At 42.5% G+C, this 22,463-nt stretch carries 24 protein-coding genes, 3 pseudogenes and 1 riboswitch; of the genes and pseudogenes, 12 read left to right on the top strand and 15 right to left on the bottom strand.

Features of this window, described 5'->3' with window-relative positions:
* Positions 1 to 7 precede the first annotated feature (7 nt).
* The gene (gene metK / locus NXM86_RS02960; RefSeq protein ID WP_015864870.1) at positions 8 to 1,219 is read right to left on the bottom strand and encodes a methionine adenosyltransferase; all 1,212 of its coding nucleotides are present in this window, start codon (positions 1,217 to 1,219) and stop codon (positions 8 to 10) included.
* 180 nt (positions 1,220 to 1,399) lie between these two features.
* Positions 1,400 to 1,514, bottom strand: a riboswitch (SAM riboswitch).
* Positions 1,515 to 1,699: 185 nt separating this feature from the next.
* Between metK and pckA the strand changes: the two genes are divergently transcribed.
* On the top strand, positions 1,700 to 3,286 hold the full coding sequence (pckA, locus tag NXM86_RS02955; RefSeq protein WP_498958597.1) for a phosphoenolpyruvate carboxykinase (ATP): 1,587 nt from the start codon (positions 1,700 to 1,702) through the stop codon (positions 3,284 to 3,286).
* 30 nt (positions 3,287 to 3,316) lie between these two features.
* Here pckA and NXM86_RS02950 read toward each other — a convergent pair whose 3' ends face one another.
* Together NXM86_RS02950 and NXM86_RS02945 are read right to left on the bottom strand one after the other, a co-directional pair.
* Complete coding sequence (locus NXM86_RS02950; protein WP_062755058.1) at positions 3,317 to 3,559, bottom strand: DUF2584 domain-containing protein; 243 nt, start codon at positions 3,557 to 3,559, stop codon at positions 3,317 to 3,319.
* A 29-nt stretch (positions 3,560 to 3,588) separates the two neighbouring features.
* Positions 3,589 to 4,375 (bottom strand): annotated as a pseudogene (locus tag NXM86_RS02945) (alpha/beta hydrolase family protein).
* A gap of 104 nt (positions 4,376 to 4,479) precedes the next feature.
* Between NXM86_RS02945 and NXM86_RS02940 the strand changes: the two are divergent.
* Genes NXM86_RS02940 through NXM86_RS02930 form a run of 3 tightly spaced genes read left to right on the top strand, consistent with a single transcriptional unit; the run spans position 4,480 to position 7,062 of the window.
* Positions 4,480 to 5,478, top strand: a complete 999-nt coding sequence (locus tag NXM86_RS02940; RefSeq protein WP_015864874.1) for an ABC transporter substrate-binding protein — start codon at positions 4,480 to 4,482, stop codon at positions 5,476 to 5,478.
* A 17-nt stretch (positions 5,479 to 5,495) separates the two neighbouring features.
* Positions 5,496 to 6,269 carry an ABC transporter ATP-binding protein gene (locus NXM86_RS02935; RefSeq protein WP_015864875.1) on the top strand — a complete coding sequence of 258 codons (774 nt, stop codon included), beginning with the start codon at positions 5,496 to 5,498 and terminating at the stop codon, positions 6,267 to 6,269.
* Complete coding sequence (locus NXM86_RS02930; RefSeq protein ID WP_089098034.1) at positions 6,253 to 7,062, top strand: ABC transporter permease; 810 nt, start codon at positions 6,253 to 6,255, stop codon at positions 7,060 to 7,062. The genes NXM86_RS02935 and NXM86_RS02930 overlap by 17 nt, the downstream gene beginning before the upstream one ends.
* A 14-nt stretch (positions 7,063 to 7,076) precedes the next feature.
* Here NXM86_RS02930 and ytkD read toward each other — a convergent pair whose 3' ends face one another.
* The 4 genes and pseudogenes from ytkD to NXM86_RS02910 all read right to left on the bottom strand — a co-directional run bounded on the left by ytkD (position 7,077) and on the right by NXM86_RS02910 (position 8,977).
* Entirely contained in the window at positions 7,077 to 7,538 is a 462-nt protein-coding gene (ytkD, locus tag NXM86_RS02925; RefSeq protein WP_015864877.1) for an RNA deprotection pyrophosphohydrolase, read from the bottom strand.
* 86 nt (positions 7,539 to 7,624) lie between these two features.
* Positions 7,625 to 7,968, bottom strand: a pseudogene (locus NXM86_RS02920) (hydrolase).
* Between the two features lie 61 nt (positions 7,969 to 8,029).
* Positions 8,030 to 8,425: a phage holin family protein gene (locus tag NXM86_RS02915; RefSeq protein ID WP_062755064.1), complete on the bottom strand. Its 396-nt coding sequence runs from the start codon at positions 8,423 to 8,425 to the stop codon at positions 8,030 to 8,032.
* A gap of 111 nt (positions 8,426 to 8,536) precedes the next feature.
* The gene (locus tag NXM86_RS02910) at positions 8,537 to 8,977 is read right to left on the bottom strand and encodes a Dps family protein (protein WP_143415047.1); all 441 of its coding nucleotides are present in this window, start codon (positions 8,975 to 8,977) and stop codon (positions 8,537 to 8,539) included.
* Positions 8,978 to 9,186: 209 nt separating this feature from the next.
* On the opposite strand from NXM86_RS02910, the gene ytzI reads away from it, so the two are divergent.
* The gene (ytzI, locus tag NXM86_RS02905; protein WP_498958596.1) at positions 9,187 to 9,324 is read left to right on the top strand and encodes a YtzI protein; all 138 of its coding nucleotides are present in this window, start codon (positions 9,187 to 9,189) and stop codon (positions 9,322 to 9,324) included.
* Between the two features lie 33 nt (positions 9,325 to 9,357).
* Here the strand turns inward: ytzI and NXM86_RS02900 are convergent, their stop codons facing one another.
* The gene (locus tag NXM86_RS02900) at positions 9,358 to 9,831 is read right to left on the bottom strand and encodes an S-ribosylhomocysteine lyase (protein ID WP_062755068.1); all 474 of its coding nucleotides are present in this window, start codon (positions 9,829 to 9,831) and stop codon (positions 9,358 to 9,360) included.
* 158 nt (positions 9,832 to 9,989) lie between these two features.
* On the opposite strand from NXM86_RS02900, the gene yidD reads away from it, so the two are divergent.
* Together yidD and NXM86_RS02890 are read left to right on the top strand one after the other, a co-directional pair.
* Entirely contained in the window at positions 9,990 to 10,226 is a 237-nt protein-coding gene (gene yidD, locus NXM86_RS02895; protein ID WP_041269731.1) for a membrane protein insertion efficiency factor YidD, read from the top strand.
* Between the two features lie 314 nt (positions 10,227 to 10,540).
* On the top strand, positions 10,541 to 11,485 hold the full coding sequence (locus tag NXM86_RS02890; RefSeq protein ID WP_081188757.1) for a metal ABC transporter substrate-binding protein: 945 nt from the start codon (positions 10,541 to 10,543) through the stop codon (positions 11,483 to 11,485).
* Positions 11,486 to 11,616: 131 nt separating this feature from the next.
* Here NXM86_RS02890 and NXM86_RS02885 read toward each other — a convergent pair whose 3' ends face one another.
* Both NXM86_RS02885 and NXM86_RS02880 read right to left on the bottom strand, forming a co-directional pair.
* Positions 11,617 to 12,165, bottom strand: a complete 549-nt coding sequence (locus tag NXM86_RS02885; protein ID WP_015864884.1) for a hypothetical protein — start codon at positions 12,163 to 12,165, stop codon at positions 11,617 to 11,619.
* A 15-nt stretch (positions 12,166 to 12,180) separates the two neighbouring features.
* Positions 12,181 to 12,471: a DUF2325 domain-containing protein gene (locus NXM86_RS02880; protein ID WP_062755071.1), complete on the bottom strand. Its 291-nt coding sequence runs from the start codon at positions 12,469 to 12,471 to the stop codon at positions 12,181 to 12,183.
* Between the two features lie 170 nt (positions 12,472 to 12,641).
* Between NXM86_RS02880 and NXM86_RS02875 the strand changes: the two genes are divergently transcribed.
* Together NXM86_RS02875 and NXM86_RS02870 are read left to right on the top strand one after the other, a co-directional pair.
* Positions 12,642 to 12,803, top strand: coding sequence for a DUF1540 domain-containing protein (locus tag NXM86_RS02875; RefSeq protein WP_015864886.1), 162 nt, complete (start codon positions 12,642 to 12,644; stop codon positions 12,801 to 12,803).
* An 86-nt stretch (positions 12,804 to 12,889) separates the two neighbouring features.
* Positions 12,890 to 13,090 (top strand): hypothetical protein, encoded by a 201-nt coding sequence (locus NXM86_RS02870; RefSeq protein ID WP_062755073.1) that lies wholly within the window; start codon positions 12,890 to 12,892, stop codon positions 13,088 to 13,090.
* Positions 13,091 to 13,104: 14 nt separating this feature from the next.
* Here NXM86_RS02870 and NXM86_RS02865 read toward each other — a convergent pair whose 3' ends face one another.
* The 5 genes and pseudogenes from NXM86_RS02865 to NXM86_RS02845 form a co-directional block, all read right to left on the bottom strand.
* The gene (locus NXM86_RS02865; RefSeq protein WP_062677556.1) at positions 13,105 to 14,583 is read right to left on the bottom strand and encodes an o-succinylbenzoate--CoA ligase; all 1,479 of its coding nucleotides are present in this window, start codon (positions 14,581 to 14,583) and stop codon (positions 13,105 to 13,107) included.
* Positions 14,584 to 14,855: 272 nt separating this feature from the next.
* Complete coding sequence (gene menB / locus NXM86_RS02860) at positions 14,856 to 15,674, bottom strand: 1,4-dihydroxy-2-naphthoyl-CoA synthase (protein ID WP_015864889.1); 819 nt, start codon at positions 15,672 to 15,674, stop codon at positions 14,856 to 14,858.
* Positions 15,674 to 16,486 (bottom strand): 2-succinyl-6-hydroxy-2,4-cyclohexadiene-1-carboxylate synthase, encoded by an 813-nt coding sequence (gene menH, locus NXM86_RS02855; protein ID WP_015864890.1) that lies wholly within the window; start codon positions 16,484 to 16,486, stop codon positions 15,674 to 15,676. The genes menB and menH overlap by 1 nt, the downstream gene beginning before the upstream one ends.
* Positions 16,483 to 18,237, bottom strand: coding sequence for a 2-succinyl-5-enolpyruvyl-6-hydroxy-3-cyclohexene-1-carboxylic-acid synthase (gene menD, locus NXM86_RS02850; protein WP_328268597.1), 1,755 nt, complete (start codon positions 18,235 to 18,237; stop codon positions 16,483 to 16,485). The genes menH and menD overlap by 4 nt, the downstream gene beginning before the upstream one ends.
* Positions 18,230 to 19,611, bottom strand: a pseudogene (locus NXM86_RS02845) (isochorismate synthase). The gene menD and the pseudogene NXM86_RS02845 overlap by 8 nt, the downstream one beginning before the upstream one ends.
* 171 nt (positions 19,612 to 19,782) lie before the next feature.
* Here NXM86_RS02845 and NXM86_RS02840 point away from each other — a divergent pair.
* From NXM86_RS02840 to NXM86_RS02830, 3 genes are all read left to right on the top strand, one after another.
* Positions 19,783 to 20,721, top strand: a complete 939-nt coding sequence (locus NXM86_RS02840) for a 1,4-dihydroxy-2-naphthoate polyprenyltransferase (protein WP_081188762.1) — start codon at positions 19,783 to 19,785, stop codon at positions 20,719 to 20,721.
* Positions 20,722 to 20,806: 85 nt separating this feature from the next.
* On the top strand, positions 20,807 to 21,568 hold the full coding sequence (locus NXM86_RS02835; RefSeq protein ID WP_089098039.1) for a yteA family sporulation protein: 762 nt from the start codon (positions 20,807 to 20,809) through the stop codon (positions 21,566 to 21,568).
* An 87-nt stretch (positions 21,569 to 21,655) separates the two neighbouring features.
* On the top strand, positions 21,656 to 22,450 hold the full coding sequence (locus NXM86_RS02830; RefSeq protein WP_089098040.1) for a TIGR00266 family protein: 795 nt from the start codon (positions 21,656 to 21,658) through the stop codon (positions 22,448 to 22,450).
* Positions 22,451 to 22,463 lie beyond the last annotated feature (13 nt).

Genomic DNA, 22,463 nt, shown 5'->3' with positions numbered 1-22,463 from the left:
CTGTTTGTTATTGCTTTGCTAACGCAAGAGCTTGCTCTTTCAATGTTTCCGCTTTATCAGTGCGCTCCCATGGAAGATCGATGTCCGTGCGTCCGAAATGGCCATAAGCCGCTGTTTGTTTATAAATTGGGCGGCGCAAATCTAACATTTTAATAATGCCAGCAGGACGAAGATCAAAATTGTTGCGCACCACTTCAATTAAAATATCTTCGGATACTTTTCCGGTCCCGAATGTATCAATGGAAATGGAAACTGGTCTTGCAACACCGATCGCATATGCCAACTGCACTTCACATTTATCCGCAAGTCCTGAAGCAACAATGTTTTTCGCTACATAACGCGCTGCATAGGCTGCGGAGCGGTCTACTTTTGTCGGATCTTTACCAGAAAACGCACCGCCGCCATGGCGAGCATAACCGCCATATGTGTCAACGATAATTTTCCGTCCTGTTAAGCCAGCATCGCCTTGAGGTCCGCCGATGACGAAACGGCCTGTCGGGTTAATAAAATATTTTGTGTTTTCATCGATCAGTTCTGCTGGTACAATCGGCTTAATGACATGTTCTTTAATATCGCGCTCAATTTGTTCTTGTGTAATTTCCGGATGATGTTGCGCTGATACAACGATCGTATCGATACGCACTGGTTTTCCATTTTCATCGTATTCTACTGTTACTTGTGTTTTACCATCTGGACGCAAATATGGCAAAATGGCTTCTTTCCGCACTTCTGACAAACGGCGTGCCAAACGATGCGCTAACGAAATCGGAAGCGGCATTAATTCTTTCGTTTCATTGCAAGCAAATCCAAACATTAACCCTTGGTCTCCAGCACCGATCGCTTCAATTTCCTCGTCAGTCATCTGACCTTCGCGGGCTTCTAACGCCTTATCGACTCCCATTGCGATATCTGGAGACTGTTCGTCAATCGATGTCAATACAGCACAAGTATCGGCATCAAAACCATATTTCGCACGAGTATAGCCAATTTCGCGAACCGTATCGCGGACGATTTTCGGGATATCTACATATGTTGATGTCGTAATTTCTCCACTTACGAGCACAAGCCCTGTTGTAACGCTCGTTTCGCATGCGACGCGAGCATTCGGATCCTTCTCTAAAATGGCATCTAAAATGGCATCGGAAATTTGGTCACAAATTTTGTCAGGATGACCTTCCGTTACAGATTCCGAAGTAAATAAACGTCTTTTTTTTGACATTCGTCAGTTTCCTCCTCTTTTCATAATCGAACGTCTAAATATTGTATTCTTGCAAACTGCAGATGATACGGTACTCATTCCCTTTTATTATAGCTTTTATATATCTTGACACATAGACATATAAAAAAACCTTTCCTGTAATTTTGAGGAAAGGTCATTGCAATCATATTGCTCCTTTCACTCTTATCGCTCAAGGACGTTGCCTTGCCACAGGTTAGCACCATTTCACACATTTCCAGTTGTGACGGTTGCTGGGTTTCATCGGGCCTGTCCCTCCACCGGCTCGGGATAAGAGTATCCGTTCAATGAGTTATCATATCGTAATTAAATAAAGAAAGTCAACAAAATTAGACAATTTTTTTATGAACAAAAATGAGAAAAATAAAAGAAAAGAAATTGTCACAAATAGTATGGACTAATAATAAAAATGTGTTATACTATTTTAAGGAGACCATTTCAATAAAAAGGAAGGTTTTGTACATGGGAGTCGCTAATATGACAAGTAAACTTACCACATTATTACAACAGCCAAATGTGTTTCATAATTTATCGGTAGCACAGCTTGTAGAAAAAGTGTTGCAACGAAATGAAGGTCGGTTGACAGCTACCGGAGCAGTTGCGGTAACGACAGGAAAATATACAGGTCGCTCTCCAAAAGATAAATACATTGTAGAAGAAGCTTCGACGAAATCAAAAATCGATTGGGGGACGACGAACCAGCCGATTTCTGAAGAAGTTTTCGAAAACTTATACAATAAGGTAATTGACTATTTAATGAAAAAAGATGAAATATTTGTTTTTAAAGGATTTGCCGGCGCTGATCCCAAATACCGCTTACCTATCCAAGTCATTAATGAATTTGCGTGGCAAAATTTATTTGCACATCAACTATTTATTCGCCCAACAGCGGAAGAACTGCAAACACACAAAGCGGAATTCACCGTTATTTGCGCACCAAACTTTAAAGCAGATCCTGCCGTTGATGGAACAAGATCGGAAACATTTATCATTATTTCTTTTGAACGGCGGATCGTGTTAATCGGTGGCACAGAATATGCTGGCGAAATGAAAAAATCGATTTTCACTGTGATGAATTATCTGCTCCCAGAACAAGGAATTTTATCGATGCATTGTTCGGCAAACGTCGGTAAAGAAGGGGATGTCGCATTATTCTTTGGTCTATCCGGCACGGGAAAAACGACGCTTTCCGCCGATCCAAACCGCCGTCTTATTGGTGATGACGAACACGGCTGGTCCAACCGCGGCATCTTTAATATCGAAGGCGGTTGCTATGCAAAATGCATCAATTTATCACGGGAAAAAGAACCGCAAATTTTTGATGCGATCGGATTCGGTGCGGTGCTCGAAAACGTTATTATCGATGAGCATACAAGACTGCCTAATTATGATGACGCTACGTTAACGGAAAATACCCGCGCTGCTTACCCTATTCAAGCGATTAGCAATATCGTTGATCCGAGCATCGCTGGTCATCCGTCGACGATTATTTTCTTAACGGCAGACGCATTCGGAGTATTGCCGCCGATTAGCAAGCTAACGCGCGAACAAGCGATGTATCATTTCTTAAGCGGCTATACGAGCAAGCTGGCGGGTACAGAACGCGGCATCACTTCTCCGCAAGCGACATTCTCTACTTGCTTTGGAGCTCCGTTTTTACCGCTTCCAGCTGTGCAATATGCGGAAATGCTCGGTAAAAAAATCGTTGAACATAACGTGCGAGTGTTCCTCGTTAACACAGGATGGACAGGTGGAGAATACGGAGTCGGCAGCCGCATAAAGCTTGCCTATACCCGTGCAATGGTGCAAGCAGCTGTCGAAGGAGAACTCGACAATGTCGAAACAGTGAAGGACCCTATTTTCGGTTTAGAAATTCCGATTCATATTCCTGGTGTACCAGATGAAGTGCTGCAGCCAAAAAATACATGGGCCGATAAGCAAGCATATGAACAAAAAGCAAAAGAACTTGCCACAAAATTCCGGGAAAACTTCCAAAAGTTTAAACATATCGCTCCGGAAATCGAAGCGCTGGGCGGTCCAATCGTATAACTTCCAAGGAGGGAATCATTCCCTCCTTTTTTAATTTATCGAATGCAACGAAATCAGCTCATACGTTACAATCGTCCGATTGTTGGCAAGTTCCAGCTTTTTTACCACTGCTTGGCCGCTCGCTTCGCTTTGCAACGTTCTTCTCACTTCAAGCGGAATATCGATCGGATAAATACGATACCCTTCCTTTTCTAGAATAAATAGATTGTCTTTCACTCTCTTTTCCTTGCCTTTTGTCACAATGAGTGTTTGAAATTCCAGCGGCATGCCCATTGAAACACACCCCTTTTCTTTTTATCGTATCATACATTTGGTTGTCGTTTCATCCATTCCGTTAACCGACGAACTGTTTCGCGGTTATCTTTCGGTGGAAAGTAATGAGTAAAGTTTGGAAAATACCATGCCGTCACTTGTTTATTTGCCTCTTTTAGGCTTTTTTCAAGGCGATACGCGTGTTCAATCGAAACGTTTCGATCTTTCTCTCCATGAATGATTAACACAGGGCTTGAATCTTTTCGATCTCATACAATGGGGTTCGCCACCGGTAGCGCTCTGGATATTTCGTTGGCGTTCCGCCTATTACCCGTTTCATCATTCTCCGCAAATCTTCTCGCTCCCAATATGTCAATGCAATATCAGATACTCCGCCCCAGACGACGATGGAACAAACCGCAGGCTCCAAAATCGCTGTATGAAGCGCCATCGCTCCGCCGCGAGAAAAGCCAAATACGTGAATGCGTTTTGTATTCACCCAGGGATGCTGCTGCAAAAGGCGGAAACTTGCGAGGGCGTCATACCGATCTTCCCCCACAAAATCTTCATTTCCTTCTCCCCCTTGATTTCCTCGATAAAATGGCGCCATGACAACAAATCCGTACGAAGCAAACTGTGTAATGCGAGATAGGCGCACTTGCCCGACGTTTTTAATTCCGCCGCGCAAGTATAAAAAACCATCGTATATTCCAGGTGTTTTCGGCTGGGCCAAAAAACCTTTAATTTTCAGCCCTTGACATAAATACGTGACGAGAAATACATCCACATGCGGGTTGGGGAAGGAAATCTATATTGATCCACGATATATCCGTCCATCTCCATATATTTCTTCCTTTCCATTAGGCATTCACACATTTTTGTCTTGCGCATACGATAAGGTGAAGTAAGTTTCATTTCACCTTTCCAAGGAGGTTCCCTGCATGAAAAAGATTGCTATGATATCGCTTTTTCTCTTCCTTCTTATTATTCCGCTAGCTGCTTGCAACAAGCAAACGAAGGAAGAAATAAAGACAGTACGTGTTGCGGAAGTAACTCGTTCGATTTTCTATGCCCCGCAATATGTTGCCCTATCGAAAGGATTTTTTAAAAACGAAGGATTAAAGGTCGAACTCACCACAACATGGGGCGGCGATAAAACGATGACAACTCTTCTTTCGGGAGGAGCCGATATCGCCCTCGTCGGTTCAGAAACATCCATTTATGTCTACAGCCAAGGAACAAATGATCCAGTCATTAACTTCGCGCAGTTGACGCAAACGGACGGAACTTTTCTTGTCTCCCGCAATAAAATTGAAAACTTTACTTGGGACCAACTTAAAGGTAGCACATTTCTTGGCCAGCGCAAAGGCGGTATGCCGCAAATGGTCGGAGAGTTTGTCTTGAAAAAGCATGGCATCGATCCACATAAAGATTTAAAGCTAATTCAAAACGTCGATTTTGCTAATATCGCGAACGCATTTGCCAGCGGTACAGGTGATTTCGTCCAACTATTTGAACCAACAGCAAGCATTTTCGAACAGGAAGGCAAAGGGTATATTGTCGCATCATTTGGCACGGAATCCGGCCACGTCCCGTATACGACTTTTATGGCAAAACAAAGCTTTATTAAAAACAACAAAGATACGATCGAAAAATTCACACGCGCACTTTATAAAGCCGAGCAATGGGTGGAAACACATAGCGCAGCAGAAGTGGCAAAAGCAATTCAGCCTTACTTTAAAGATACGGATATTCAAATTATCGAAAAAGTCGTCGATCGTTATAAAAGCCAAGGGACATATGCGACAAATCCGGTTCTTGACAAAGAAGAATGGAATAATTTGCAAAACATTATGGACGAAGCGGGTGAATTGCCAAAACGCATCGATCATGAAACACTTGTCGATAATTCATTCGCGGAAAAAGTGATGTCCAAATAACGAAAGCGGGTGAAAATATGAGTTTTTTAGCCGTTGACCGCGTTTCCCACACATATTTTACGGAAAAAACAGCCGTTATCGCCCTTGAAAATATATCGTTTACAGTAGAGAAAGGGGAATTTGTCTCCTTTCTCGGCCCTAGCGGCTGTGGCAAAACAACGTTGCTTTCGATTATCGCCGCATTAATCCAGCCGACAGAAGGAGCGGTTTTCGTCGAAGGAAAAGAATTGGACCGCGCTCATCCAACAGCTGGATACATGTTGCAGCAAGACTATTTATTTCCTTGGAAAACGATTGAGGAAAACATTTTGCTTGGCTTAAAAATCATGGGAACATTGACGGAAGAAACAAAAAAACGGGCGCTGGATTTGCTTGCCTACATCGGTTTAAAAGGGGTCGAAACACATTATCCAAATCAGCTCTCAGGCGGTATGCGTCAGCGCGTCGCACTCGTAAGAACTCTTGCGACAGACCCAAAAATGTTACTTTTGGATGAACCGTTTTCCGCTCTCGATCACCAAACGAAATTAAAACTGGAAGAGTTAGTGTGGCAAACACTAAAGGATTACGGAAAAACTGCGCTTCTTGTTACGCATGATATCAGTGAAGCGATTGCGATGAGCGACCGTATTTTTCTGTTTTCCGCAAAACCAGGGCGAATCGCGCGCATCTTTATTGTTCCCGATGAATTGCGCCGTTTATCTCCATTTGCGGCACGTCAGCACCCGCAATTTTCCTCGCTATTCCAATCCATTTGGAAGGAGCTTGATCAACTTGAAACAAACAAATGAACACGTTCGTTCTCTTCATCAGCAGTACATCGCCACATTGAAAAAAGAAAAGCGGCTCATCCGCTTTTTTCAGTTCATTATCTTTGTCTCCTTTTTCCTGCTATGGGAGGCGGCAAGCAGATATAACTGGGTCGACCCGCTTTTGTTCAGCTCTCCGTCAGCGATTTGGAACTTATTTGCTCAAAAGATTGCGGATCACTCTCTTATTACCCATACGCTCGTCACGTTGTTTGAAACCGTATTAGGATTTATTATCGGCACGTTGGCAGGCGCATGCTTGGGCGCTCTCCTATGGTGGTTTCCGCGCCTATCGAAAACGCTCGATCCATATTTAGTCGTATTTAATGCCATGCCAAAAGTAGCGCTCGCTCCCATTCTCATCGTCGCGCTCGGTCCGGGATTTACTTCGATTATCGCAATGGGAGTCATTATCTCTGTCATCATCACGACGATCGTCGTTTATTCTGCCTTTCAAGAAGTGGATGCCAACTATCTCAAAGTGCTAAAAACATTCGGCGCTACCCGCTACCAATGCTTCAAAGAAGCGGTATTGCCGTCATCGTTTCCTACCATTATTTCTACGTTAAAAGTCAATGTCGGTTTATCGTGGGTCGGAGTCATTACCGGCGAATTTCTTGTCTCGAAACAAGGGCTTGGCTATATGATTATTTACGGGTTCCAAGTTTTTAACTTTACGCTTGTCTTAATGAGCCTGCTTGTCATTGCGCTTTTATCGACCATTATGTATCAAGCTGTCAGCATCATTGAAAAAAAATTAATGAAACATCGCTAGAGACGTTCACCGCGTTATAAAGAACGTCTCTTTATTTCTTCTAACACTAAGCGCAGCACATCATCTTTCATAATAAAGCTGAACCGATCGTCCGACCGAATATGTTCCGGCAACTCCGGAAACAACACCGGACCGTTTGTTTCTAAATAAGAAGGCTGCTTAACCATCGCTGCAATTTCCGCAAAGTATATATTTTTTATGATGGACGGTTCTACTTTATATTGGCCAATATACGTTAACGAACCGACAATTCCCCCCGTTTCTTCTTTCACTTCACGAACCGCAGCTTGTTCCGGCGTTTCTCCCTTTTCCACTTTCCCGCCTGGGAACTCTAATCCTCGCTGTGAATGATTCGTCAACAACCATTGCCCCTGATAGCGGCAGACCATCCACACATGGCCGGGGGATGGGGAAAATGGATGATCAGCAAACGATAACCAAACACGATTCCCGTAGTAATCCAAAAACGTATACATGATTCCATACCCTCATTCCATTTTTCTCTTTATTTATTATACTGACAAATGACATAACAAAAAAAGCCGCCAACATGGTTGGCAGCTCATTTATCTTTTGTCTCCTCCGAGAGAATGCCAAGCGAACGAATATGTTCCTTTGCTTCTTCGTTGCCAAGCTTATAAATGAGTTGATAAATTTTCGTTAGCGTTTCATCATAAGCATCGTTTTGACGATCATAATGATATTGAACATATGGAACGTGAGCGCGCCAAAACGCTTGCCAATCTGTAGAATAGTTTTGATCAAAGTACTCACGCAATTGAATAATTTCGTCATCTGTAGCTTCAATTTGAAAATCCCAAGGGAAGCGGTTTTTACTTGCGAAATTTCTCCCGTCGCGATCGACACATAATAGGTTTTTTTTTGCTGTTCCGCCACACTTGTCATCTCCTTATGATCACTTTCTTTATGTTTAGTGTGGGTGAATGGAAAAAAATTATGCTAAAAATTAGTTTATCTCGTCTTTAAAAAGTTCGATCGCTTTCCTTAAAAAGGATGGAATCGGAACACCTGCTCTTCCTGCATTTTCAACAATGGAGATGAATTCATTTGTGATATAAAAAAAGATAATCGCATCACGAATAAAATGATTGTTCCAGCCAATCGCGATCTCTAATAAATGGGAAACAGCCACTAAAACAAAAATAAGCAGCTTACGGACAATGCCGCGAAATCCGACTTGACTTGACAATCTTCCTTCAATAGCGCTAGCGATCAGTCCTGTTACATAGTCTGCTATCACAAAACAAAGTAAAATCATTACCAATGAGTCCATGCTTCCAATTAGAAATGAAACGAACGACCCAACTAACGAAATGCCAAACATCGACGCATACTTTTGCATCCTCTCTCCTCCTGTGAATAAGCATTATTATGATATGCGCAAAGGAGGAAAGAGGCATAGACAACCTCCTACAAAAAAATCACTCCTTCGTCATCGAAGGAGTGATTCATTTTATCGGTCAAGAAACGATTTCAACATCCATACATGTTTTTCTAAGCTTTGATGAATCCCAAGCAACATATCGCCTGTTGTTTCATCCCCGACTTCCTCGGCAACTTGCATTCCTTCTTTTAATTCTCCGATCATTGTTTCAAAATCGCTCACAATGGTTGCGACCATTTGTTCCGCTGTTTCTTGCCCAGTCGCTTCTTTTACGGATGATTGTTCAAGACATTCTTTCATCGTAGCGATCGGCGCTCCGCCAAGCGCGAGAAGACGTTCCGCCAACTCGTCAATATGTAACGCTGCCTCATTGTACAATTGTTCAAATTTCTCATGAAGCGTAAAAAATTGCGGACCTTTGACATACCAATGATAATTATGGAGCTTAATGTAAAGAACACTCCAGTTGGCAATTTGCTTGTTTACAATGTCTGTTAATTGTTTGGACATATCCTCATTCCTCCTCTAATATGAATGTGTACAATTGGATAACCTTGAGATATATTCATAATCAAACTATATTATTTGCTATTACCTAACACATATTCATTACCAATAATCACCAAAATTGTGCCTGTTATTTATCCATTCGTGCAAAGTGTCATCTCACCAATACGATGATAATGTGTTACAATGGAAAGAAAAAAGGTGAATTAGCGATGTATTTGACTGTAGTGGCATCACTGATCATTGCTGCGCTCATTCTTGCTTTAACCTTGATTGCTACATCAAAAGCATATAAGTACAAACACACAATCGACCCGCCTTCTGAAAAGGATCATTCGCAAAATGAATAAGGTTATCATCAATATAATGATAGCCTTTCCACTTTATCCAAATACTTTCTTTAACTCCTCTTTATCATGCTCTAGCCAGAAACGCATGAGCCGCTTTGCCCCTTCGAGGTCGTGCAGCTTCGCTTGCCCGCATTGCCGCTCTGTCGCTGCTGGGACTTCAGTCGCGTTTAGCGCATCTTTCATCGTTTCCTCAAGCAAATCAATGATTTCATCCACTGTCGGCGATCCGCTCACAACAAGATAAAATCCTGTTTGGCAGCCCATCGGCGAAATATCAATAATATCAAAGTGATCATACTTTTCCGCATGTTTACGAATGGTGTAAGCTAATAAATGTTCCAGCGTATGAATCGCATCTGGCTTCATCGCCTGTTTGTTCGGCTGGCAAAAACGAATATCGAATTTATTCACAACTCCATCGCTTCCGACTTTATGAACACCACAATGTCTCACATACGGCGCTTTCACAGCGCAGTGGTCCAATTCAAAGCTTTCTACTGAAGGCATACAAATCACTCCTACTTCATTTTCTCTTTTCATCATACACTGAAATCCGATTTTTTTCATCTTTTTTACATCATTAGTTGCGAGACACAATATACGTATTTGTTTCACATTTATGATACATTATTAACGAAATCATTTATTGATTGGGTGTATGGGAAGTGGTGAAAAAATTATTGATTTCCTTCATCCGTTTTTACCAAATTTTCATTTCTCCGTTAAAGCCGCCGACATGCCGGTTTTATCCAACCTGCTCGCACTATGGTCTAGAAGCGGTGAAACGGTTTGGCGCCATTAAAGGCGGATGGCTGACAATAAAGCGAATTTTAAAGTGCCACCCGTTTCATCCCGGTGGATTCGACCCCGTTCCCGAGAAGCAGGAAAACGGCAAATCGTAAGCAGCGATTTTTTGTCAGCAATATACTCGAACGAGAAAGCTATCGGGCAGCATTAGTATGCCTGAACCTTTCTCGTTCGGTTCTAATGAAAACTATTTTAACCACTTATCATCGATGTTAGTGATATCTCCTGTCTGCTTCCTCCTCGTTTCATCGCAAGACATTCGTCCTCTAAAAAATTTTTAATGACGCCAAAATAACCGTTGCCGTTTTGGATATTTTTTTGTATGATTAGCTTTGTTAAATCGTAATTATTACGATGTAATAACAAAGAAGTTTGCTTGTTAAACACATTTACTAGGAAGGGGCTTAACATGAAAACAAAATCATTGATTTTATCCCTTTTACTTGTCGTCTCTGCTTTTTTGTACGGTTGCAATGCTGAAAAAAATCACGAACAGACTGAAAAAACAAAAGACGTTTTAACGATTTATACGACCGTTTATCCACTTGAAGATTTTACGAAAAAAATCGGGGGCGACTATGTTAACGTGAAAAGCATTTATCCTCCGGGCGTCGAGGCACATACCTTTGAGCCAACGACAAAAACGATGAAACAGTTGGCGGATGCGGATGCGTTTATTTATATTGGACAAGGGATGGAAAGCTTTGCTGATAAAATAAAAGAAACATTAGAGAATGAACAGGTTCATTTTCTCGCTGCTGCTGAAGGGATCAAACTGTTAGACTCCGCACATGAAGAGCATGCGCACGAGCATGAACACGAGCATCACGGCGATAAAGACCCGCACGTATGGCTTGATCCAGTACGCTCTATTACAATGGCTGAACATATTCGCGATTTGCTCATCGAACTAAAGCCAGAGAAGAAAGAAATATTTACAAAAAACTTTGAATCATTGAAAGCAAAATTAGAACATCTTGACCAACAATTTCAAACAGTCGTAAAGAAAGCTCCGAAAAAAGAAATTCTCGTTGCACATGCTGCATACGGATACTGGGAAGAACGCTATGGCATTAAACAGCTGAGCGTTTCCGGGCTTTCGCCAACGAATGAGCCTTCTCAGAAAGAATTAGCTAAAATCGTTAAAACAGCCAAACAACATCACATTAAATATGTCATTTTTGAGCAAAATACAACGTCCAAAATTACTGAAATTGTAAAAAACGAGATTGGAGCTGACTCACTCCGGCTGCACAACTTAGAATCACTAACTTCCGAAGATATAAAAGCAAATAAAGATTATTTTTCCATTATGGAAGAAAATATTCGAGTGCTTCAAAAAGCGCTTCAATGAAAGTTACCGTCTGTCCCATTCTCTGAGACAGACGGTTTTTTTGGGGGCTTTTTTTGATGGATGATTTATCCATTCATTGTGTGTTAGGGCTTCTCATTTTATTTCCAGGCTTCGTGTGCTTTAAACGTAAACTATTTTTTGTAACCAATATAAGGTGGTTGAATATCGATCATTTCAACCGTCCGTTTCCCCGTAAGAACAGACCAAAACTCGATCCTTTTTGGGAAAAAACCAAACGTTTGTCGACAAGCAACCGGAGCCATTTGTGTATAATGCTGAACAAGACGTTGATTGTCTTCCAACAACAGCTTTCGGACCGTGTACGTTCCGGCATCTTTATAAGCAAAATCAATATCCACATGCGTTTTTTGATATCTTTTCCAATGCCGATAGACTGCTTGTTCAAACAAAAGAAATGGAGACCGTTGCACTTCTTCGGAAGAGGTAAAAAATTGAAGTAAATGATCGGTGATTTTTGCTAAAACGGTGTAATAATGAATTGGTGACTCAAATAAATGGGGATGAAGCAGCTGTCGATATGTTTCCATAAGTTTTAACATGTAAAAGGGAGATCGTAATGATGGAGCGGCATGATAATATTCAATCATCACGCTGCGTATCACATTTTTCACGTCTTGCTGCCATGTTCGGTCTCCTTCATGGCGAATGATCGCTTTCATCGCTATGTACCTCCGTTATTTCGTTTTTTCTATTTTTTGAATAACAGAATGAATCGAGCTCCAGGAACGCTTAACAAAATAAATTGGCTTTTCTTTACTTTTCGCTTTTTGCTTAATTGTTTTTGCTAAATTATGATTAACGTAATCGGTCATGACGAAAACAATATCCACATGTTCCGGAATGTCGCGTTTCACCATATTCACTTTTCGACCATCAAGATGGATAATTTCTCGAAATCCTGAATCGATTAGTTTATCTGTAATATTTCCTAAATGATCTGCACCTACCACTAATAAAGATGTCATCGCCATTCCCCCTCCATTTGTCTCTTCTTATTTTTATTCTAATTGAGAATGATTTTCTATGTCAATGATAAATATTTTCAATAAAAATTACTTATTGTTTCCTTCATAACTTTTTTTCAAAAAGCCAAACTAAACGTGTAACTCATTTTTTACAATGGGGGGAGTTTATTATGGCAAAAGATGTACTTTGTGAAGTGAAAAACTGCTATTATTGGGCAGAAGGAAACCGCTGCAACGCGGAATCGATTTACGTTGTAAGCCATACGGGGAAAATGGCGTCTGATTCCACTGAAACCGATTGCAAAACATTCGTCCCTTCAAGTGAAATGTAAAGAAGAAAAACCCGAAGCCTTTGGCGCGTTTTAGCGCCAGAGGCGCAGCGCCTACATAGTTTAGCAAAGAGAGGCGACGTGCTGAGATGAAAAAGGACAGTTTAATTAAAGCATTGAAAGAAGAAGTAAAACGATCAAATCCAATAACATTTCCGATCTACGTCGACTCATTTACAAATTTATGGCAATATGAATTTGGATCATTGGATGACCTGCCGCCAGAAGTGGAGAGACTAATTTCCTATCGCATTATGGAATTAGGTTTAATGGATGACGATGAGATTTAAAAAACGGGGCTTAATTATAAAGCCCCGTTTTCATTGTTTGGAATGAGCTGCTTTAACTGATGGCGCAATAATTTCTGTGAAGCGTTGCGCGGCAGTTCATCGACAAAATAGATTTGTTTTGGAATTTTATATTTCGCTAAATGGGCTTGGCAAAACTGTTTTAACTGTTCGACGGTGACAGAATAACCGCGTTTTCGTTTCACAAACGCACACGGCACTTGTCCCCATGTTTCATCATCGATCCCTGTTACCCCTGCTTCCTCTACCGCTTCATGTGAAAGAAGCACCGCTTCAATTTCAGCCGGATAAACGTTTTCTCCACCGGAAATGATAAGGTCAGAACGACGGTCTAATACATAAAGAAATCCATCTTCATCTATATATCCGATATCTCCCGTATAAAACCAGCCGCCGCGAATCGCTTTCGCCGTTGCATCCGGACGATGCAAATATCCCTTCGTGACATTTGGCCCTTTTACAACAATTTCTCCTGGTTCATACGGACGAGCAACTTGACCGTCCTTTTCAATGCGAAGCTGTGATGGAAACAATGGTTTTCCTGCAGAACCGAGTTTGGTTAAACTATATTCCGGCGCAAGGGTGGCAATTTGCGATGCGGTTTCCGTCATGCCATACGTTTGATAGACAGGAATTCCTTTTGCTTTACACACTTCTAACAGCGGTTTCGGAGCAGGCCCGCCGCCAAGCAGCATGCAGCGAAATGTCTCAGGATATCGTCTTTCGCCAAGGTCAGCGATCATTTTTTGCAACATCGCACTGACAACAGACATAATGGTAACTTTTCCGCCGATAATGAGCTCATTTGCTTTTTTCGCATCGAAAGCGCGCATCACATACATGCTCATGCCATATATAACGCTTCTCATCATAATCGACAAACCGCTGATGTGAAAAAACGGCACAGCCGCAAGCCAGCAGTCATTTTCATTCAATCCTAAATTTAACGCCGAACCAATAGCGCTCCACCAATGATTTTCGTATGTTTGCAGCACTCCTTTTGGCTTTCCTGTTGTCCCTGATGTATACATAATCGTAGCGATGTCATCGAAATGATAATATTGCTGAAACTCAACATTTTCCTCAGGCAATGCGGACAATTCACTCATGGTAATAACACGAATGTTTCCTTCTATACGGTCCGCCAACTCATCATCGGCAATTACGTATACCGCTCCGCTGTCTTTTAATTGCCATGCAAGCTCATGCGAAGTTAAACGTGTATTTTGCAGCAAAACAATCGCGCCAATATAATGAAGGGCATGAATGCATTCGATCATCGCCACACTGTTTTTCATGAAAACAGCGACAATATCTCCTTTACGCACCCCGGTGTTTGCAAGTTGACGTGCCCGCTTCATCACAGACTCATGGAGCTCCATAAACGTTTTTTTTCCTTGCCCATCGTAAACCGCAATACGTTCAGGAGTTAAAAACGCCCGCTGCATAAGCCAATTTGGAATCGATGTTTGCATGATGACACTCTCCTTTTCCCAATAAAAGAAACAGCTTGATGGAACTCACCAAGCTGCTTTGGAAAAACCCGCCTTCCGCTTTTCTTATTGCTGCGGCGGCAACACATTGAGTTAACTTCTCTGAGCAACCCACGCAAGACCAAACTTTGTTTGGTCTGAGCCTCCTCGCGGGTCCTCCAGCGCGTATCGCGGAGCCAGGGATGGCGACATTTCGCCGTTGCCCACAGGATGTGGGCAGCCTTTAGGCGAAATAGAGGCGCCTTCCGCTTTTCTTATGGAAAACGTGGGAATTGTTTAAAGTTTGGTTTGCGTTTTTCTTTAAATGCATCTCGTCCTTCTTTTGCCTCATCGGTTGTATAGAATAGCAACGTTGCATCACCGGCAAGCTGTTGAATACCAGCTAAACCGTCAGAATCAGCGTTAAATGCCGCTTTTAAGAAGCGAATCGCCGTTGGGCTTTTCTCTAAAATTTCCTGCGCCCATTTTACTGTTTCTTCTTCCAATTGCTCTAATGGCACCACTTTATTGACAAGTCCCATTTCTAATGCTTCTTGCGCGGTATATTGACGGCATAAATACCAAATTTCACGCGCTTTTTTGTGACCAACAATACGCGCTAAATAGCCTGCACCATATCCACCATCGAAACTTCCTACTTTTGGACCAGTTTGTCCAAAAATCGCGTTATCTGCGGCAATCGTTAAATCACAAACAACATGCAATACATGACCGCCGCCAATGGCATAACCTGCCACCATGGCAATAACAGGTTTTGGAATGATGCGAATTAATCGTTGCAAATCTAACACATTTAGCCGCGGGATTTGATCTTCACCGACGTATCCTCCGTGGCCGCGCACTTTTTGGTCCCCACCGGAACAAAACGCTTTTCCGCCTGCACCTGTTAAAATAATAACACCAATATTTGCGTCATCGCGCGCATAAGAAAATGCATCGATTAATTCCTCGACAGTTTTTGGACGGAACGCGTTATGTACTTCTGGACGGTTAATCGTAATTTTCGCAATCCCATTGTACGTTTCGTATATAATATCCTCATACTCGCGTTCCTTTACCCATTCGATAGCCATTATACTCTCCTCCTTGTTATAAACCTACTTACTATTTTAGCAAAAATTTCTCGTTGTTCCACATGAATTGCATGACCTGCTTCGGGAACTTTTATCATTTCGCAATTAGGAAGATATTCTTTCATCTCTTCAGCGATACGGCAAAATTTTTGATCCCATTCTCCACACAAAAGCAAAGTCGGTACGTTTACTTTGGATAAACGATTCCAAAAGGAAGGCTGTCTTCCAGTCCCCATCCCGCGCAAACTATTTGCTAATCCAAGCGCATTATTGTTTAGCCGTTCATTACGGATTTGCTGCTGCACGCTAAGAGGCAAGCGCTTTTGGGATGCGAAAAGCGGCATGTTTTCCCACTTTTCGACAAATGCTGTAACGCCATATTGCTCTATTTCTTCCGCTAACGCTTCATCTCTTTTCATTCGTTCCCGTCTTTCCTGCATCGTTTTTAATCCCGGAGAACTGCTTTCTAATATCAATGTCCGAACACGATGAGGATAAAGAATTGCAAATGTCAGCGCAAGACGCCCGCCCATGGAATATCCTAACACATGTGCATCTTGCAAATGAAAATACCGCAATATTTCGTCCAGATCAGCAGCTGCTTTTTCCATCTCATATCGAGCTGGATCATTTGGCGAATCGGTAAGGCCATGCCCGATAATATCAACAAGAACGAGCTGATAATCACGCCAATATGGGAGAAAAGGTTTCCACGTTTCAACGCTGCCAGTAAATCCGTGCAACAGTAAAAGCGGTTCTCCATCTCCGTATCGTTCAACATGATAGGAAACCCCGTTGACGAAAATATTCATACCGTTCTCCCTTTTTCGAGAAATTCCGCTATTTCCTGGGAAACCTTTTCCCACAAAAGACGATGTTTTCTTACATTATTTTCTCTTGACGTGCATACTTCCATCACGTGAAGGCCATCTGTTGTCAACGATTGTGTAACATAATGGCGAAATTCATCCCATGTCTTGATTTTCTGGTAATTTCCTTCATACATGCGGACAGCATGCTCAAATTGCAAATCTGTTGGCGTGCCAAACAACATTTCAAAATGTTTTTTGTGTTTCGCTTGCGGCAAAAACGAGAAAATTCCGCCGCCGTTATTATTAAGAACGATGATCGTCGCGTGTAGTCCATGCATTTTTGCGGCTAATAGCCCATTCAAATCATGATAAAAGGAAAGATCGCCAATGACAAGCACAAGCGGTTCGGTAACAGCACTGGCTCCTAGCGCGCTTGACACAACGCCGTCAATCCCATTTGCGCCACGGTTCGCCAAAATGCGTATTTGCTTGTCGTTTGTAAAGAAAAATGTATCCGTATCGCGAATCGGCATACTATTGCCAACAAATAAGGTAGCACCGTCCGGAAGCAATTGCGAAAGTTCCGTAAACACTTTTCCTTCGAATAATTCCTCTTCCATCGTTGCTTCAAGAAGTACAGATTTTGCGATATCGTTGATCATTTTCCACGTCGTTGACCATTGACTTTTGCTCTGCTTCGACGCCCCAATATCGATAAGTCGGCGGCAAAATTCAACCTCATCGCAATACACCATGTACGATGCCATTAATGTCGGTTCCCGCCATCCGCCTTCTCCATCCACAACGATTTGTTTAATGGATGGATATCGTTTCAGCAAAAGAAATAGTGGCTTAGAAACCGGCATGGCGCCGAAACGAATAACGACATCCGGAACTAATGAAGCGGCAATCGTTTCATCTTTTAATATCGCGTCATAACTGTCAATAATATACTCTTTTGCATGTGTTCCGCTGCGCAGTTGAGAAAGCGGATCCGCTAAAATAGGATAATCGAGCATTTCCGCTAGCTTCGTGACCGCCTCAGCAAACGCTGGCTGATCGATTTGTCCGCAAACGATCAGCCCTTTTTCAGCCGAAGAAAGTTCATTGTATAACTCCTGAATTTGTTCCATGCCGATCGTCATTTTCCCCGGAATGACCATCGTATAAGACGGCTCTTTCGCTTCGATTTGTTCCCACGTTTCTTCATGAACGATCGGCACAAGCGGTTCACGCAACGGAAAATTTAGATGAACAGGGCCTGCCGGGGCGCTGATTGCTACCCCTGCCGCTCTTGCTGCCATCGTCCGCGCATAGCGGAGCATGTCTGTCGACTTTTCTGGCAGCGCCATTTCTACAAACCATTTGGCATATCTTCCATATATGTTCAGCTGGTCAATTGCTTGCGGCGCCCCGACATCCCGTAATTCATGCGGGCGATCTGCCGTAATGACGATAAGAGGCACACGCGAATAATAAGCTTCCACCACCGCTGGAAAATAGTTCGCAACCGCCGTTCCTGACGTACAAAGAAGAGCGATAGGATGCCGTTTTGCTTTCGCCATGCCGAGAGCAAAAAATGCGGCGGAGCGCTCATCAATGTTTATATGTACGCGCATCGCCGGATGTTCTGCCATCATAATGGCAAGCGGTGTCGAACGCGATCCTGGGCTAACCACCACATCTTGCACGCCGATTTTCGCTAACTCATCCACAAAAGCTGCTATATATAATGTTAGTGCTTCATTCATCTCGCTCCACTCCCAGCGCCGATAACATCGGGGTAAATTTCACTTTCGTTTCTTCATATTCACTCATCGGGTCAGAATCGCCGACTACACCGCAACCTGCAAAAATGGACGCTTCTTTTCCCTGTAAAAGCCCGAACGAATGGCTACGGCAAATTCTCCGTTTCCTTCTGCATCCATCCATCCGATTGGTGCCGCATACCATCCCCTGTCTAATGGTTCGGCTTCCCGAATTTCTTTGATCGCCTTTTCTCGCGGTGTTCCGCCAAGCGCCGGCGTCGGATGCATTTGTTCTACGATCGATAAAACAGAAGCGGCGCGGCACTTTTCCCCGATCACAGGCGTATATAAATGTTGAATATGCTGTAATTTTAACAGTTGCGGTGAAGATGGGATTTGTACACGCTTGCAAACCGCTTCTATCGCTTCTTTAATCATCTGAACAACAAATTGATGTTCACGAAGGTTTTTCTCATCATTCATTAGCCATTTCCCGAGCTGTTCATCTTCTTGAAGTGTTTTTCCACGGCGTATTGACCCAGCTAAACAAATAGAATAACATGTATCTTTTTCCTTCTTCACAAGCTGTTCCGGAGAAGCGCCAATAAAACATTGCCCTTCTTGTTCAAATGCAAAAATATAGCTAAATGGCTGTTGTTCACGCAATTGCTGCAAAACGACGCTTGGATCGATCGCATCAGCAAACGATAAACGCGCTTCTCTCGCCAGCACTACTTTATCGAATTTTCCTTTGCGAATATTCTCGATTGTTTTTTTGACCGCATCAAACCACTCTTCTTTTTGCACTTCCTTATATGTTATTAATGGCGGCAATGAAGATGTTTGCTGTTTTTGTTCCTGATATAATAACCGAATCAACATTCCTATTTTTTTTATTATTTCTTCATTCTGTTCGGAACGCATCGTCACCGTTAATGTTGCTTTTCCATTTTTGAGCGATAAAAGAACCGTCGGCACTATCATTTTTGCATGAGGAAAAGCGCGCCATTTCTCTGTTCTAGGCTTGAATGGATCAAACGAAAAACCTCCAAATATAATAGGAACTGCATCTGTTCCGTTCGAATAAGAAGCTGTTTGTTCCATCCATCGCTTCCACTCTGTCTCTACTGTGCGAAACCGTTGTTCTTTTTCTTCTGTTTCAATGATATATGTGCAGCCCAGTCCTACATAGACAGTTTCGTTCGTGCGATCAGACCAATAAAACCGCTGACGAAAGGAACAGGCTTGTCCTAATGAAAAAAAATAAACCGGATCTACATGATCAATTTCCTCGCTCCAGCTAATAAACGGACGATTCGCTTTTTTTCCGATGAAACGCAATTGTTCTTGAATTTTATGCTGGTATAAAATCGCCACTGTAATCCCGCTTTCTTGTTTTATTACTTATTTTCTATTTTCCATTATATATAATAGGAAATAATTTATCTATTCTAAAGGGGTTGACACCTTATAACCGTTTTCCTACACTTATTGTGAACGTTTGTAAAGCATTACTTTATATTTTATCCGAATATGAGGGGTATGATTATGCAATCTTCATTGCAAACAGATCGTCGTTTTCCGCCGGTCAATCGCCGCCGCGATTGGCGTGTTTGGTGGAGGTTAACGCGTCCGCATACATTGACTGCCGCATTTGTTCCTGTTTCTATTGGCACAGCACTAGCATTTCACGAAACAAATATTCGCATTTCGCTATTTATCGCAATGCTTGCAGCTTCTTTGTTCATTCAAGCCGCAACAAATATGTTTAACGAATATTATGACTTTAAACGCGGGCTTGACTCACCGGAATCCGTAGGGATTGGCGGGGCAATTGTCCGCGAAGGAATCCATCCAAAAGCAGTTTTATATTTAGCTATTTTCCTTTTCGCCATCGCAATGCTAATCGGTGTCTATATTTGCGTGAATAGCAGCTGGTGGCTTGCACTGATTGGTTCCATTTGTATGGCGGCTGGATATTTCTATACAGGCGGTCCTGTACCAATTGCGTATACCCCGTTTGGGGAGCTTGCTGCCGGATTTTTTATGGGACTAGTTATCATTTTAATTTCCTTTTTCATTCAAACTGGAGAAGTGACAAAGACAGCGATTTTGATTTCTGTTCCGATTGCCATTTTAGTCGGAGCGATTTTGCTGGCAAACAACATTCGCGACCTCGATGGAGACAAAGAGAACGGGCGAAAAACATTAGCAATTTTAGTCGGACGAAACAATGCGATTCGCATTCTTGCCGGCATGTTTGCCATATCGTTTATTTGGATGATTGGCTTAGTCCTTTTCCACCTTGTTTCCGTCTGGACGTTGCTCGTCTTTTTCAGCGTGCCAAAAGCGATTACAGCGACGAAAGGATTTATCGGCAAAACAAAGCCGATTGAAATGATGCCGGCGATGAAAGCAACAGCACAAACGAATACACAGTTTGGCTTTCTATTGGCAATTGGTTTGCTTATTAGCTATTGGTTGTAACACGGTCTGAATGAACCGTGTTTTTTTTTATTTTTCGTTCATACTACAAGATAAACGGTTTATTTTTAGGAAGGAGTTATGAAATATGTTAACACACAAACAGTTATCTGCCTTCCAGATGCAGCTTCTTAAGGCAAAACATGATATTGAAGAACGTTTACGTCATAATGACCATTTTGGCAAAGAACGAAGCCATGCCCATGACTCGGTCGGCGAGCTCTCTAGTTTTGACAACCATCCGGCGGATGAAGCAACGGAGCTATACGAACGCGAAAAAGATTTGGCACTAAACGAACATACAGAACGAGAATTAAAGGAAATTGAACATGCACTGGAGGCCATTCAAAACGGCACGTACGGCACATGCGAAGTTTGCGGAAAGCCAATTCCGTACGAACGGCTCGAAGCATTGCCGACAACAACGTTTTGTAAGGAACATAGCTCTGATCAAACGGTTTCTCAAAAGCGGCCGCTCGAAGAAGGAGTGTTGATTCCTCCATTTGGAAAATTTGATTTCGATGACCGCGACGAATCAGTAGCATATGACGCGGAAGATGCGTGGCAAGAAGTAGCCCGTTATGGCACATCCGATACTCCTTCCGATTTAGGGAAAAATGTCGACTATTATGGGGAAGTATATGCGGAATCAGAAGAAAATGTCGGTTATGTTGAGGATTTAGAAAATTTTGCAGCGGTAGATTTATACGGAAAAAATGTGAAAGTATATCCAACAAGAGAACACGAACAGTTGGAAAATATTTTGGATGATGAAGGAATCATGTCCAATATTGGCGATTTGCCAGCATATGAAAAAGACCCTTATACTGAAAAAGAAGACCATCGATAATGATGGTCTTCTTTTTTGAAACAAAAAGGAATCTAAACTCGTATAGAGAATATGTACCAAAGAAACAATGATATTGAGGTGAAGACAATGAATGCCCATGAAATCGACTACAAGCTATATGGAGACGATATGCAATTTGTTGAAATTGAATTAGATCCCCAAGAGAGCGTCATCGCGGAAGCTGGAGGCATGATGATGATGGAAGATGGCATTACGATGGAGACGATCTTTGGAGATGGCACTGATTCTGGAAAAGGGTTGTTCAACAAATTAGTTGGAGCGGGAAAACGACTGTTGACAGGCGAAAGCTTATTTATGACCGTGTTTACAAACAACAGCGCAGAAAAACGCCGCGTCTCGTTTGCCGCTCCATATCCAGGGAAAATTATTCCAGTGGATTTGAGCGAACTTGGCGGCAAAGTGATTTGCCAAAAAGATTCCTTCCTTTGTGCGGCGAAAGGCGTTTCCGTCGGCATCGATTTTCAACGTAAACTTGGCACTGGCTTTTTCGGTGGAGAAGGATTTATTATGCAAAAACTCGAAGGAGACGGCCTTGCCTTTTTACATGCAGGCGGAACCATTTACAAGCGCCAGCTAGAGCCTGGTGAGAAATTGCGCATCGATACCGGCTGTTTAGTTGCAATGACAAAAGAGGTCGATTATGACATCGAATATGTAGGCAAAATTAAAACCGCCTTTTTTAGCGGCGAAGGATTGTTTTTTGCAACATTAACAGGCCCGGGAACCGTTTGGGTGCAGTCGCTTCCATTCAGCCGGCTTGCTGATCGAATTATTGCCTCTGCTCCAAGCTCGGGAGGCCGATCTGTCGGAGAAGGAAGCATTCTCGGCAGCATTGGCGATTGGTTCGATGGAGATGATTAAGAGAGAGGCGAAA

This window comes from Geobacillus sp. CX412 (genome assembly GCF_027942335.1).
Lineage (GTDB): Bacteria > Bacillota > Bacilli > Bacillales > Anoxybacillaceae > Parageobacillus_B > Parageobacillus_B toebii.
The sequence above is the reverse complement of the archived record's forward strand: the minus strand, read 5'-3'. Positions and strand labels throughout refer to the sequence as shown.

What these genes read in the sequence shown, in the direction of transcription:
- ytzI (WP_498958596.1), top strand. Translation starts at nt 9,187, where the DNA reads ATGTATTTGACTGTAGTGGCATCACTGATCATTGCTGCGCTCATTCTT.
- metK (WP_015864870.1), bottom strand. Translation starts at nt 1,219, where the DNA reads ATGTCAAAAAAAAGACGTTTATTTACTTCGGAATCTGTAACGGAAGGT.
- NXM86_RS02940 (WP_015864874.1), top strand. Translation starts at nt 4,480, where the DNA reads ATGAAAAAGATTGCTATGATATCGCTTTTTCTCTTCCTTCTTATTATT.
- NXM86_RS02890 (WP_081188757.1), top strand. Translation starts at nt 10,541, where the DNA reads ATGAAAACAAAATCATTGATTTTATCCCTTTTACTTGTCGTCTCTGCT.
- NXM86_RS02885 (WP_015864884.1), bottom strand. Translation starts at nt 12,165, where the DNA reads ATGAAAGCGATCATTCGCCATGAAGGAGACCGAACATGGCAGCAAGAC.
- NXM86_RS02910 (WP_143415047.1), bottom strand. Translation starts at nt 8,977, where the DNA reads ATGTCCAAACAATTAACAGACATTGTAAACAAGCAAATTGCCAACTGG.
- NXM86_RS02875 (WP_015864886.1), top strand. Translation starts at nt 12,642, where the DNA reads ATGGCAAAAGATGTACTTTGTGAAGTGAAAAACTGCTATTATTGGGCA.
- pckA (WP_498958597.1), top strand. Translation starts at nt 1,700, where the DNA reads ATGGGAGTCGCTAATATGACAAGTAAACTTACCACATTATTACAACAG.
- NXM86_RS02880 (WP_062755071.1), bottom strand. Translation starts at nt 12,471, where the DNA reads ATGACATCTTTATTAGTGGTAGGTGCAGATCATTTAGGAAATATTACA.
- NXM86_RS02865 (WP_062677556.1), bottom strand. Translation starts at nt 14,583, where the DNA reads ATGCAAACATCGATTCCAAATTGGCTTATGCAGCGGGCGTTTTTAACT.
- menH (WP_015864890.1), bottom strand. Translation starts at nt 16,486, where the DNA reads ATGAATATTTTCGTCAACGGGGTTTCCTATCATGTTGAACGATACGGA.
- NXM86_RS02935 (WP_015864875.1), top strand. Translation starts at nt 5,496, where the DNA reads ATGAGTTTTTTAGCCGTTGACCGCGTTTCCCACACATATTTTACGGAA.
- NXM86_RS02870 (WP_062755073.1), top strand. Translation starts at nt 12,890, where the DNA reads ATGAAAAAGGACAGTTTAATTAAAGCATTGAAAGAAGAAGTAAAACGA.
- menD (WP_328268597.1), bottom strand. Translation starts at nt 18,237, where the DNA reads ATGAATGAAGCACTAACATTATATATAGCAGCTTTTGTGGATGAGTTA.
- NXM86_RS02950 (WP_062755058.1), bottom strand. Translation starts at nt 3,559, where the DNA reads ATGGGCATGCCGCTGGAATTTCAAACACTCATTGTGACAAAAGGCAAG.
- NXM86_RS02835 (WP_089098039.1), top strand. Translation starts at nt 20,807, where the DNA reads ATGTTAACACACAAACAGTTATCTGCCTTCCAGATGCAGCTTCTTAAG.
- ytkD (WP_015864877.1), bottom strand. Translation starts at nt 7,538, where the DNA reads ATGTATACGTTTTTGGATTACTACGGGAATCGTGTTTGGTTATCGTTT.
- NXM86_RS02830 (WP_089098040.1), top strand. Translation starts at nt 21,656, where the DNA reads ATGAATGCCCATGAAATCGACTACAAGCTATATGGAGACGATATGCAA.
- NXM86_RS02840 (WP_081188762.1), top strand. Translation starts at nt 19,783, where the DNA reads ATGCAATCTTCATTGCAAACAGATCGTCGTTTTCCGCCGGTCAATCGC.
- NXM86_RS02915 (WP_062755064.1), bottom strand. Translation starts at nt 8,425, where the DNA reads ATGCAAAAGTATGCGTCGATGTTTGGCATTTCGTTAGTTGGGTCGTTC.
- NXM86_RS02900 (WP_062755068.1), bottom strand. Translation starts at nt 9,831, where the DNA reads ATGCCTTCAGTAGAAAGCTTTGAATTGGACCACTGCGCTGTGAAAGCG.
- menB (WP_015864889.1), bottom strand. Translation starts at nt 15,674, where the DNA reads ATGGCTATCGAATGGGTAAAGGAACGCGAGTATGAGGATATTATATAC.